The sequence below is a fragment of the Acinetobacter portensis genome (genome assembly GCF_009372215.1).
Taxonomy (GTDB): Bacteria; Pseudomonadota; Gammaproteobacteria; order Pseudomonadales; family Moraxellaceae; genus Acinetobacter; species Acinetobacter portensis.
Map to the genome: position 1 here is coordinate 1 of NZ_LWRV01000049.1, position 12688 is coordinate 12688.

The 12688-nt window shown below is 34.9% G+C and carries 9 protein-coding genes, 1 pseudogene and 1 other annotated feature; of the genes and pseudogenes, 1 reads left to right on the forward strand and 9 read right to left on the reverse strand.

Translation table 11 applies throughout. The features are described 5' to 3' along the window. Positions 1 to 39: 39 nt before the first annotated feature. The 8 genes from A6M14_RS05090 to A6M14_RS05125 all read right to left on the reverse strand — a co-directional run bounded on the left by A6M14_RS05090 (position 40) and on the right by A6M14_RS05125 (position 10581). Positions 40 to 897 (reverse strand): ATP-grasp fold amidoligase family protein, encoded by an 858-nt coding sequence (locus tag A6M14_RS05090; RefSeq protein WP_152873933.1) that lies wholly within the window; start codon positions 895 to 897, stop codon positions 40 to 42. 103 nt (positions 898 to 1000) lie between these two features. Further along, a complete protein-coding gene (locus A6M14_RS05095) occupies positions 1001 to 3820 on the reverse strand; it encodes a glycosyltransferase family protein (protein ID WP_152873934.1) in 2820 nt (939 codons plus the stop codon). Positions 3821 to 3824: 4 nt separating this feature from the next. Continuing rightward, complete coding sequence (gene wecC, locus A6M14_RS05100; protein ID WP_152873935.1) at positions 3825 to 5051, reverse strand: UDP-N-acetyl-D-mannosamine dehydrogenase; 1227 nt, start codon at positions 5049 to 5051, stop codon at positions 3825 to 3827. 44 nt (positions 5052 to 5095) lie between these two features. Continuing rightward, positions 5096 to 6271, reverse strand: a complete 1176-nt coding sequence (gene wecB / locus A6M14_RS05105) for a non-hydrolyzing UDP-N-acetylglucosamine 2-epimerase (RefSeq protein WP_152873936.1) — start codon at positions 6269 to 6271, stop codon at positions 5096 to 5098. 113 nt (positions 6272 to 6384) lie between these two features. Further along, complete coding sequence (locus tag A6M14_RS05110) at positions 6385 to 8073, reverse strand: polysaccharide biosynthesis/export family protein (protein WP_188110858.1); 1689 nt, start codon at positions 8071 to 8073, stop codon at positions 6385 to 6387. 3 nt (positions 8074 to 8076) lie between these two features. Further along, a complete protein-coding gene (locus A6M14_RS05115) occupies positions 8077 to 9174 on the reverse strand; it encodes a KpsE/RkpR family capsule polysaccharide export protein (RefSeq protein ID WP_152873937.1) in 1098 nt (365 codons plus the stop codon). After that, the gene (locus A6M14_RS05120) at positions 9164 to 9826 is read right to left on the reverse strand and encodes an ABC transporter ATP-binding protein (protein ID WP_152873938.1); all 663 of its coding nucleotides are present in this window, start codon (positions 9824 to 9826) and stop codon (positions 9164 to 9166) included. Before A6M14_RS05120 ends, A6M14_RS05115 begins: the two co-directional genes overlap by 11 nt. Continuing rightward, positions 9823 to 10581 (reverse strand): ABC transporter permease, encoded by a 759-nt coding sequence (locus tag A6M14_RS05125; protein WP_152873939.1) that lies wholly within the window; start codon positions 10579 to 10581, stop codon positions 9823 to 9825. Before A6M14_RS05125 ends, A6M14_RS05120 begins: the two co-directional genes overlap by 4 nt. Before the next feature lie 463 nt (positions 10582 to 11044). On the opposite strand from A6M14_RS05125, the pseudogene A6M14_RS05135 reads away from it, so the two are divergent. Then, positions 11045 to 12278 (forward strand): annotated as a pseudogene (locus A6M14_RS05135) (IS3 family transposase). Further along, positions 11334 to 11450: a sequence feature (AL1L pseudoknot), on the forward strand. (Overlaps the previous pseudogene by 117 nt.) Here A6M14_RS05135 and A6M14_RS05140 read toward each other — a convergent pair. Further along, positions 12261 to 12509 (reverse strand): hypothetical protein, encoded by a 249-nt coding sequence (locus A6M14_RS05140; protein WP_152873940.1) that lies wholly within the window; start codon positions 12507 to 12509, stop codon positions 12261 to 12263. The pseudogene A6M14_RS05135 and the gene A6M14_RS05140 sit on opposite strands and share 18 nt — an antisense overlap. Positions 12510 to 12688: the final 179 nt, after the last annotated feature.

Sequence of the window (12688 nt, forward strand, 5' to 3'; positions counted from 1 at the left end):
ATACTTTTTGAAACACCACCCAATACTGGTCTCAAATATTTATATTTGTGAATATAATTCCTGAAATTTTCCAGTTTTAATATCTCTGTCTAATCTTGCTTCTGCATCTACCCACATTTTTCCTAATACAGCATCCCACGTTTTCCAAAACATAGAAAAACCACCTGGAAATGGTGTAAATTCACCAAATACCACACCCTCAGATGAGCTAAATAAATCCACTCTGATAAAGGGAAGGGGAATTTTTGATGATAATAATTTGGCTACTTCTATCATTTCTTGCATATTTTTAGAAATAGGAAGAGTATTATCTATTTTACCAATATACTTCCCTGTTTTTGTAGCTTCGACAATATCGCAATCATATAATTTATAGCTTATTTCTCCATCCAAGCTCTTATGTTTTTGCAAAATTAAACCTACCTTTCCATAAAAACAGTAAAACTTCCAATCATCAATCGCATAAAGCTGACCATCCTCAGGATATACTAATTGTTCAATTATCCATTTATTAGAAATTTTCTTTTCCAACATAATTTTTTCGGCTTCTTCGAAGATTTCCTTTTTAGTCATTTTCTTAGTAGTTAATAACTCTTCATATGTATCACTATTTCTATCATAATGGCATAAATACACACCTAATGAACTATGCGCCTGTTCTGGCTTAAGCACAAATGAATCATTAATATTTTCATTTTTTATTTTTTCTAAAGGCATATTTTTAAAAAATATATAAGGAGTTTTTACTCCAAGTTTCTCTACAAAAGGATAGGCTACAGATTTTATATCTAAGCCAAAAATTTGATCAGAGAATTTACTTTTCAAATTATCACGTCTTATATAGAGAGCTTCTCTAACTTTATTTTTAAATGAAAAAGTTGGTAGAATATTAGGCATTTACATTTAACTCCAAAAGGATAAATATTATAATTTATCCTTTTTATACAATACATTTAATTCATGAATATAATTAGGAAATTTTGGTTTAAGTAAAGTAATATTAAACTACAACTTTGCTTGTATCAAAACCTTCAAATACTTCTGCATCTTTCAAGAACAATTCATCACCTACTTGCCAAGTATGATTTTGACTATCTTTACTACGCCATTGGATAAAGTTAAACGCATCAGAAGAATATACAGGTAACTTCAACTCTTTAATTTTTTCAATTAAAGTGGAATCCTCACCACGATTAAGTGCATTAAATCCACCCACTTGGTCAAAAATTTTCCTCTTAATAACCAGTGTAGGACCCGCAACAAAATCAGTGATCCGGTGAGATTGATTAGCGTAGCGAATAACGGTTTTATTTGAGCCTTCCAAATAAACAAAGATTTCCTTTTTACCAACTAACCCAAAATTACCATACTTAAATGGTAAAACCATATCTGTCAGGTAATTGTCAAAATAGAAATCATCATCATCCATTTTTGCTAAGTATTCACCAGTTGCAAAAGATGCTGCTTTATTTAAGCGCTCGCCCAAGCTGAGTGTTTCATTTATTTCTAAAATTTTAAAATGCTTAATATTAGAAATTTTTTCAATACCCTCACTGAGCTTTTGAACACCTGCTTTTGAGAAACCTTGTGTAATCAGGAATAATTCTAAGTTTGAATAATTTTGTCGACCTAAATTTTCTAAAATGCGGTCAATATAATTTTCACGCATTGTTGCCATTAAAATAGAAACTTTTGCAGGAGAATCATCATAATTAATATCAATTGATGACAAAATTTCTTTTACACGACTATTATACGTATGCTTTTGCATTACTTCTCGATAACCGCGATGTGCCAAATGCTTATACTTCCATTCATCTTGTAGCAAATCTTTAGCAATTTTTACTGCTTCTTCAGCATTTTTTGCAATTTGTACAATCCCTGGGAATTGTGTTTCTAAAGCCAAAGAAGGTGTCGAGATAACAGGTGTTCCACATGCTAACAACTCATAAACACGACGCGACATCATGGTTGGTGAGTCTGTAATTGTATTGACGTTTAAGAAAATCTTAAATCGTTTATACAATACTGACATTGTTTTAAAATCGACAGCATCTCTAATTAAATGTCTATATTGTTCAGGAAAGAAATAACGTTCATTGTCTAATTTTGACATGCGATCATAAATTGCCCCATTAAATTCCAATAAAGCAGGGAGCAACTGATCCATCTGAATTTTACGATCATCATGTCCTACAGAATAATAAGATCCTGCAAAACAAATCGTTTCTTGTTCATAACGATTTCTATTAATAGGATTACAAATAAAAGGATTCGCAGCAAAAACTAATGGGTAAACTTTTTTCCCAGGCAAATCACGTTTATAATCCGGTACACGATTAGAATCTGTGGTGAAAATAATGTCACATTTTTCAGCAATCGGCAAAAACTTATCATAATGCATTGGATCTTCTTTATTCCAGAAGATAATAGGTAAACTTCTTTGCTTGGCAATACTCAAAGCATCTAAAAGCTTTTGCGCATTTGCATGCTTTAACCCAGGTGAAGTAAATGCATATTCCCATGTACTACCATTACCTTTCCAGCAACTTTCAACAAATAGTGCATTAGATGTAGAATTCTGAATTTGGCTAGGATAATTATTTTTATTCAAAGGATATAATTTAAATTCATTGCACCATGAATTTTCAGAAATTTCATCAAAAATGGATATAAAACGAGCTTTACTACTTGTACTCGGCCAATGTTTTTTAATGAAGTCATAAGAAATTTGTGGGTAAATTTCAGAAATGTTTATTTCTTTTACAGTATTCTTATTTTCTAAAGCACTTCGATCTTCCTTTACACTTTTCACTGTATTAGAAGGTAAAGGTAGAGCAGTTTTCATTTCTACATTTTTGGTCTCTGTTATATTTATGTTTTTAAGTTTCTGAGTCCTAGATTTTGCCTCATTTTTTAACTGCAAAATTTTATTTGGTAGATTAACTAGAGTTTCAATACTTTTCTTACTTTCTATAAGTGTCTTACCGATCTGGAAAGAAATTGTTCTCTCTAAATCACGCTCTTGCTTATCATCTGTAAAACTAGTAGTAAATTTATTTATTTCTTGCCTAAATAAATTCGAAATCTGTATTTTATGTTGAGTAAGTTCATCTGTAACTTGTTTGATCAATGCAGATGTATTTAAGTCTTTTTTATCGACTAAATGATGTAAATCTATGACTAATTTGCCAATCTCTTTCTTCAATAATTCTGAAATTTTAGCTCTATTTTCGCTTATTTCATTAGAGACCTGTTTAATCAAGGCTAATGTATTTGAATCCTTTTGATCAATAATCTGATTTAAATTAATGACCAATTTACTTATTTCTTGTTTAAATAAGTCTGAACTTGTAGCCCAATTTTGGCTCATCTCATCTGAAATTTGTTTAATCATCAGTGATGTATTCGAGTCTTTTTTATCACCCAATTTATTCAAATTCTGGAGCAATTGACTTATTTCTTGCTTGAATGTATCTACAATTGCAGTCCGGCTTTGAATAACATCATCTGAGACTTGCTTCATTAGCGTTGATGTATTTATATCATTTTGATTAATTAAGGGATTTAAATCCATAACTATTTTTTTTAAATCAATAATTTCTTGATATAAATAAGTAATTTCAGTTTTTAATCCCTGACTCACCTGTACAATGCTATCAACATTATTTTTCAAATCTTGAATATATTGCTCTTTATTTAAATTAGCTTCACTTATAGCAGACACTGCACTTTCAGGTATACAATCTAATGAATTTAAATTTAAGTCATTAGAGTCAGCAACTTTTTTCTGTCTTCTCGGTGAAATTGGCTTTTTCATAATATTACCCCACAAAACTCATAAAATTATTTTTTAATTGAATGAACTCTTTATGTTTAACCAATACCGCGATAACATCCGCTTCCTTTGATGCGTGTTCTAAAGAACATAAAGTTCCTTGAGTAATTTTGTTGGGAAGAACTTGAATATTAGGCTCAACTAAAAGTAGATCAATATTAGAGTTTTTACCCATATTTTGAGCAATTTCAACCGCTGGGCTTTCGCGTAAATCATCAATATTTGGTTTAAATGCTAAACCAAATAAAGCTACTTTCGGCTTACGACCTAGATCACCTAGCTTTTCAATTTCTTGTTCAATTTTTTCTACAACCCATTTTGGTTTATTGTCATTCACTCGACGTGCTGTACCTACCATTTGAGCTAAATCCGGTGTTTTATTTACAATAAACCAAGGATCAACTGCAATACAGTGCCCGCCTACCCCTGCACCTGGACTCAAAATATTGACACGTGGGTGGCGATTTGCGAGTTCAATCAGTTCCCAAACATTAATGTCTAAGCGATCGCCAATTAAAGAAAGTTCATTTGCAAATGCAATATTTACATCACGAAAAGCATTTTCAGTGAGTTTAGTCATTTCTGCCGTGCGTGCATTGGTAATTACCAACTCGCCTTTCACAAAAATCGCATACACTTCTGCAGCTTTTTTAGCAGACTCAGGTGTAATTCCCCCAATGGTACGGTCATTTTCAACCAGTTCACGAATGACTTGGCCTGGAAGTACACGTTCAGGACAATATGCAACATACACATCGCAATCGGTATCATGTTCAGTGCGTGGGAATGTTAAATCTGTACGTAATGTAGATAACCACTCTACCATTTGCTCTGTCGCACCTACGGGTGAAGTGGATTCCAAAATCACCACATTGCCTTTTTCCAATACTGGTGCAATAGTTTTCACTGCTGCTTCAATATAGGAAAGATCTGGTGTGTAATCTTCACCTTTAAACGGTGTCGGTACTGCAATTAAAAATGCATCAGCAGGTTCCGCAATTAAAGAAGCTTTTAAATGACCCGATTCAACAACTTTTTTTACAATTTCTTCTAAACCGGGTTCTACAATATGAATTTTACCTTGGTTAATCGTTTCAATCGCGTGTTGATTAACATCTAATCCAATGACATGTGCACCATAATGAGCAAACATAGTTGCTGTTGGTAAACCGATATAGCCTAAACCACTAACAGATATTTTATTAATTGACATAAGAACTTACTTTTCACTCTGATATTTGAAACAAAATACTTTTATTAATCGACTAAAGATTCTTTAACTTTTGATTGTTCCAAAGTTACATTTAAGCCATAAGACTGTTTAATAATATTCACAATCCGTTGGCATGATTGACCATCACCATATGGATTATGGGCTTGGCTCATTTGATCATGTAATGATTCATTATCTAACAGTTCAGAAACATGATGAACAATAGACTCTTCTAAAGCGCCTATTAGCTTTACTGTACCCGCTTCAACCGCTTCAGGACGCTCTGTTGTATCACGCATTACCAATACGGGAATTCCTAGAGAAGGTGCTTCTTCCTGTATACCACCTGAGTCAGTTAAAATGAGATGACTATGCTGCATTAACCATATGAAAGGTAAATATTCCTGTGGTTCAATAAGTTTGATATTTTCAATACCATCCAAATAGTCATATACAGGTTTCATCACATTTGGATTCATATGTACAGGGTAAATAAACTCAATATCAGAGTATTTTAAAGCAAGCTTTTTTAACGCCTTACAGATATTTTCAAAACCTTCACCAAAGTTTTCACGACGATGTCCAGTAATTAATATCCATTTTTTCTTTAAATCTAACATACTAAATTTTTCTTGCATTTCTAAATTTAGATGTGTACTTTCATCTAGCTTATTTTTAATAAAGAATAATGCGTCAATAACAGTGTTGCCGGTAATATGAATTTTTTCTGACTGTTTATTTTCTTGTTGTAAATATTGAGCAGCCGTTGCAGTTGGAGCAAAATGAAACTTCGCTAGTGTACCTGTTAACTGACGGTTAGCTTCTTCTGGCCAAGGTGAATATAAATTATAAGTTCGAAGGCCAGCCTCTACATGCCCAATATCAATTTTTTGATAAAATGCTGCCAATGCAGCACTCAGTGTTGTACTTGTATCCCCATGTACTAACACCAAATTGGGTTTAAACTCTTGATATACTTCTGTCAAGCCTAACTGCATACGTGTCGTTAGCTCAATTAATGTTTGGTTAGGCTTCATGATATTTAAATCATAATCTGCCTCGATATTAAACAGAGTCATGACTGAGTCTAACATTTGACGGTGCTGGGCAGTCACACAAACACGAGCATCGATTAAATGATCTGCTTGTAATGCATGTACTAAAGGAGCCATTTTAATCGCTTCTGGACGTGTACCAAAAACTAATAAAACTTTTAACATAATTTATCTCATTTATTCTTAAAGAATTTCAAGTTTTAGTTAGGCCCTTACCTACATTTTAATAATGTAGATAAGTTCATAAAATTGATTTTTTAAAGTCTTAAATTTCTTAATTACAAATTTAAAGCTACTTTAGCTGCTACAGCCAGTTGATATAAAATTTGGGTAATACCACGCGTTAATTCAATACTCTTGGTCTGCGCTTTCGGTAAAACTAAAATTTCATCCCCTTGCTGAATTTTTTGTCCTTTGCGTACCAGTTCAGCTTTACCATTTTGGCTCATGACAATAACTTTAGACTTGTTAGATTTTTGGCTAAATCCACCCACTTTTTCTATATAGTCTTTCGCCGTCTGGTTTTTCTGGAATTCTACCCCGTTTGGAAAAGCGACTTCCCCATGAACCATCACCACCGAAGTTCGCTCAGGAATACGTAAAATATCCCCTTGTTCCAGAATTAAATCTGCAAAAGTATCCGGATTGAGGACCACTTGCCCTGTGGGTTTTACCTGTCTGGCCTTAGCAAGAAACTGTTTAACCAGTTCAGCATCTTTAACGCGTAAATTTGCTTCTTCTTGAGTACTAGAACGGGCATTAAAGGTCGCTTCTTCCAATTTATTTAAAGAAATATCCAGCATTTCTTTTTGTCGTTTAGCGACCGATGGGCGGAATAACTGTAATGCTTCGACTTCAGCCAGACTATTCGGATTCAGTTGAGTTAATACGTCTGACAACTTTGCCCCATAAGGTAACACTATGGCGTGTGCCCCATTATGTGCCCCTTCCACTCTCACCTGTATCGTGCCTGCATAACGGTCTGCGGTGACAGTTAAAACGTCACCATCTTGGATATAGACATTTTGTGCTTGTGCTAAAGAGTAATATTCACTTCTATATTCCGTGCCTTGGCGACGCATAATGCTGACATTGGTTGCCCCCGGCTTAAGCTTTGCTACCGATAAAGCTTGTGCAACGGTAACTTCAGGTCGGTCAAACTCAAAGTCATAAGCATTGTACACTTCACCAGAAATGTTAAAGGTATGCGTTCTTGCTCCCACTACAATGACATCGCCATCACGAAATGAAAAAGGTCGAATTTTACCCTGAACCAGAAATTCATATAGGTCTAGGTTCTGTAGAAGTTTTCCATTCCGCATAATCTGAATATTGACGTAACTGCCACGCTCAGGATCTACCCCGCCCGCCCGGTCCAAATAAGCAAGTGCCGTATCATTGGCTAAACCGCCATAATTACCCGGCTGATTGACAAATCCAGTCACCAGAACTTTAACCGGTTGCGCTTGTTCTAATGATGCATAGACTCCCACATTCGCCACATATACTCGGCGTACCTGCGACTCAATTAAAGACTGGAGCTGCCCATTGCTGACCCCGGAAACTTTTACCGGCCCAATATTGGGAATAAAAATATTTCCCTGTGGATCAACTGTTTGACTACCAGCAAATTGGTATGCGCCCCAAAAGCGCAAGTTAATATTGTCACCCGGGTTAATTTTATAACTGCTGTTAAAGGTAGAACCTGCAGAGGTAGCAAATGCACCTTTAAACAGTTGTGAACCAAACATTTTATTGTTGGTCTGATATTTCATTGAACTGCTGGGTGACAAATCCACAATCGATTGACTCGGCAATATCGATTGATCAGCACTTTGCGGCACATTTTGATTAGATGTAGCTATATTTCCTGCCAATTCCTGCGGCAACATGTTATTGCTATCAAATGCATGGCTTACCGAAGCACTCATCATAGGTATAATTGAAAGTAATAAATATTTTTTCACAACTTATTCCCTGTGCTCACGAACAATAGAATGAATTAACATGCCAATACCAAACAAAATATTGAGTAAAATAAATGAAGTAATGCTGAGATAAATTTTGCGCGGATATAAGGCATCTTGTGCTAAACGGGGTGTTGAAATGACCACCAATTTTTTTAACTTGCGAGAGGCTTCCAGTCGTGCCTTCTCAAGTGAGGTTAAAGACAATTTATAAAGATCTGTTGCAAAACTCACTTGGGCTTTAAGCTCTTCAAAATCGGCAACGTTTTTGTTTAATTTCGCATTGCTTGGTGAGGTCAATTTGGCACTTTCAGCTTCAATTTGCTTTTCAACAGATTTAATCTGACTCTGCAAAGCAATCACTTGAGGTGCTTCCTGGGTCAAATAAGTCAGTAAAGTTCTTTCTTCAGTTTTTAATTGGGCTAAATTGGACTGTAAACCTGAAATCAAGGTGGCTACCGCTTTGGCTTGTAATTCAGGATCAAAAATTTCGTTTTTATTTTGATAGTCGAGCAATGTATCCCTTGCCTGCTTTAACTGAATAGTTGAATCTACTAGCTGTTTTTCTGCAAACTTCTGTTGTTCCATGGCAATATTTTGAGAGATATCGTTAATAAACGCATCACTTTGTTTTAAAAGTGCCTGATTCAGTTTTAAAGAAAATTCTGGGCTAAAACCCTGAGAAGAAACCTGCAACATCATGGTTTTTTCGTCCAAATCGATTTTAACCACCTTGTTAAAATATTCGACCAGTTCTTCAATCGTTGCATCTTTCTTTAAAGCAAATATAGGGTCTTTAGCGACATTAAATTCTTTACGAAGATTCAAACTATGATCTAGTTTTTCAACCATATCACGCGAAATAATATATTCTTTTAGAATATGTGAATCTTCCGTACTTGTATTGGGCACCCCCAATAAAGCAGTTAAACCATTAGTATCAGGAAGTGTCGAATCACTGACTTGTTTAACTAAAAGTACTGAAGATGATTCATATCGGTCTTTAGCAAATAATGTTAAATAGAGAATAATTACTAACAGTGGAATAAGTACAAAGCTGCTATATGCAATGAATAAGCGCTTGTTTATTTTACTTTGCATAAGCTTTATATACCTCTACTGCTTCTTGCACATCTTCAAAATACTCTGCTTTACCATCACGAACCAAGAAAGCAACATCGCAATTTTGTGTTAAATCTTTTAAATCATGTGAAACCATAATGAGGTTCGAACTTTTTTTTAACTCATTCAGGAGATTTTGACTTTTTTTACGAAATGATGCATCACCGACTGCACCTGCTTCATCTAATAAATAATAGTCAAAGTTAAAGGCCATACTTAGACCAAAACCTATTCGACTACGCATACCACTTGAATAGCTCTTTATTGGCATATCATAATATTTTCCAATTTCAGCAAACTCTTCAACGAAACGTACGACATAGTCTACTTGCTCTTCAGTATCAACATATAAACGTGCAACAAAGCGTACGTTTTGACGAGCAGTTAAACTGCCTTGAAAGCCACCCGACAATGCAACTGGCCAAGAAATTGATTTATTGGTAATCACTTGGCCTGTATCTGCAAAATCAATTCCACCAATAATTCTTAATAAGGTACTTTTACCGGCTCCATTCTTCCCCAGTAATGCAACACTTTTATTTTCAGGCAAGATGGCATTTAAATCTTTGAATACATAATGACGGCCTTTCGGTGTGACAAATGATTTGGTCAATTCTTTTAATTCAATCATTTGGACTTCACCATACGACGCTCAAAACGCTTATAAAGCACTAAACCTATAAACATGGTTCCAATAATCCAAAGAATGAAATAGGTTAAATTAATCCCCGATACCAATTCATAATTTGGAGCAACTGCATGTCTCATTAATTCAATAATATGAATTAAAGGATTCCACAATAAATACTCCCGATACTGTACCGGAACCATATGTATTGAATAAATAATACCGGAAAGAAGATAAAGAATTAAAAAGGCAACAGAAAGAAATTTACTTATTTCTTGAGAAAAATCTCCAATGACCATAAAGATCAAACTAAATGCCACCATAAAAACAAATAAAAGTCCCCAATAAAAAAGCAATTCGGGAATATGTTCAAAGCTAATCGCATAGCTAAGCCATAAAAAGACTAAAGAGAAGAATATATAGGCAATAAATTTAAGCAAAAATTCTAAAAAATTTCTTGCTAGTAACGCATCTATAGGCTTAACCGGGCGATAGCTAAATAAACCTTTATTCGCTTGAGTTGCATTTAGTGCTTGAGTTACACCTGAGCGAAACATAAAAAAAGGCAAAATGCCATTTAACAGGAAAATTTCATACTCTATTCCTGGCAATGTTCTTTGCATTATTGTACCGAACAAAAAGAGTAATATCCCAATCGTCAATAAAGGTTCTAAAAGAACCCATACATACCCTAACCGGTATTGGCCAAACCGAGTTTGTAACTCACGTAACAATAGTGCCCGAATTGCAGCACGCATTACACTTAGCCCGCCACGTGGCTTAAGTCGAGGTAACTTTTTAAGTTTTGATTGTGATGGCAAGTCCATATAGGCTTTTGTAAGTGAATTATATAGTTAAAGGTGGACGATATCATAGTCTTATCTTTAATCTTTAGAAAGCATATTATTAATCAGAATTAATGGATAAACCTATTTAATTAATTACTACATTTATTTTTAATAATATAATTACAAACTAATAAATAATTATAAAATTCAGATACTTTAATACCTTATACCAGTTAATCCAAATTTTTCATTTTAACAGTCAGGGAGGGTTAATATTTCATATTGTAATTAATTTATTACACAAATATTTACAAATTGAATTTCCATCTTGCTACCCAAATTTAAGATACAACTCAAGTATAAAATCTGCTTAATTTACTGCTTGAACCGTACCGGGTTTGTCGGAGACCAACTTTCCTGAGAGAATGCCCCGATGAAAAAAGTAAAATATACCCCTGAAATCAGAGATAGAGCGGTTCAACTTGTGATTGAATCCGAAAAAGATTATCCATCGAATTGGGCTGCAATCACAGCAATTGCTCCCTGAGCAGTATACTGCGCAAGGGTTGTACTCCTGAAACACTATGTGTTTGGTATTTAAAACATCTCGATCAACAAAATCCAGTTAAAGTACAGCAACTTTCAGATCAAGAACGGATTAAACAACTCGAACGTGAAAATAAAGAACTGCAACGTGCTAACGAAATTCTACGTAAAGCAGCTGCTTTTTTCGCCCAGGCGGAGCTCGACCGCCCACACAAATAATGGTGGATTTTATCCATCATAATAAAGAGCTGTACGGAGTCGAGGCGATTTGTAGAATTTTACCTATCGCACCTTCAACCTATTACCGGACTTTAGATCTCTGTGAAAATCCAGAACATCGAGCGAAACGAGATCTACATGATGTGCATCATGCTGAGCAAATCAAACGAAGTTGGAAAGAAAGTTCAGGTCGATATGGTGTACGTAAAGTCTGGCAAAAGTTGAAACGTGAAGGCTATATTATTGCGCGCTGTACAGTTGCTCGATTGATGAAAAAGCTAGGTATACAAGGTGTTTGGCGTGGTAAGAATAAACAAACCACCCGTAGCCGAGAGGATCAAAAACGAGCAGATGACTTGGTGAAACGCAATTTTAGTGCTGATCATCCTGACCAGCTATGGGTCGCTGACTTCACGTATATTCAAACAAATTCAGGCTGGGTTTATACTGCATTTATTATTGATGTGTTCTCACGAGCAATTGTTGGATGGAAAGTATCGACACGGATGAATACAGATATGGTGCTCGATGCACTTGAGCAAGCGTTACATGCTCGAGACATGCCAAAGAACGTGATTCACCATAGTGACAGAGGGGTTCAATATCTTTCCATTCGCTATACCAATCGTTTAGAAGCAGCAAATTTACGAGCATCAGTCGGTACGACCGGTGATTCATACGATAATGCTTTGGCTGAAACAGTGAATGGCTTATACAAAACAGAGGTGATTGAATATTTAAAAGCAGATTGGCAAGGTTTAGCGGATGTACAACTTGCGACATTAAATTGGGTAGATTGGTTCAATAAAGAGCGTGTACATAGTGCACTAGGTTATGTGCCACCTTTTGATTTTGAAGCAATGTACTATGATAAAATTAATCCGTTAGGTCAGGTGGCCTAACTTAAATAAAAAGTCTCCGACAAACCCGGTACGGTTCACTTTTTTTAATGTCGCCAGGGCATAGACGAAACATTTTTCACATAACTGCAACTCATATTTCTCCCCATCATGCCTGGAACCATAGCCCCAATGTGCGGATAAAGTTCCAAACTCCAATTTCGTTGATTGGTTGCATACATCACATACAACATCTGTAACGACTTCTACCTGTTTCATTTGTTTAATTTCCATATTAAGAACCTCTAAGTTTTAAAATAAATAGCATTGCTATAAGTTGTGACCCAGTTCTTAAAAATATAAAAAACCACAATATATTGTATATGAATTGTAAATAGACACAAAATATGGGGTAAATCAATCTTGTTTAATATTTCAAAAAATTATAAGAATATTCACGTGATTATTTTTTA

Coding starts and splice junctions, on each gene's coding strand:
- A6M14_RS05090 (WP_152873933.1), bottom strand. CDS start 897: ATGCCTAATATTCTACCAACTTTTTCATTTAAAAATAAAGTTAGAGAA.
- A6M14_RS05095 (WP_152873934.1), bottom strand. CDS start 3,820: ATGAAAAAGCCAATTTCACCGAGAAGACAGAAAAAAGTTGCTGACTCT.
- wecC (WP_152873935.1), bottom strand. CDS start 5,051: ATGTCAATTAATAAAATATCTGTTAGTGGTTTAGGCTATATCGGTTTA.
- wecB (WP_152873936.1), bottom strand. CDS start 6,271: ATGTTAAAAGTTTTATTAGTTTTTGGTACACGTCCAGAAGCGATTAAA.
- A6M14_RS05115 (WP_152873937.1), bottom strand. CDS start 9,174: ATGCAAAGTAAAATAAACAAGCGCTTATTCATTGCATATAGCAGCTTT.
- A6M14_RS05120 (WP_152873938.1), bottom strand. CDS start 9,826: ATGATTGAATTAAAAGAATTGACCAAATCATTTGTCACACCGAAAGGC.
- A6M14_RS05125 (WP_152873939.1), bottom strand. CDS start 10,581: ATGCGTGCTGCAATTCGGGCACTATTGTTACGTGAGTTACAAACTCGG.
- A6M14_RS05140 (WP_152873940.1), bottom strand. CDS start 12,509: ATGGAAATTAAACAAATGAAACAGGTAGAAGTCGTTACAGATGTTGTA.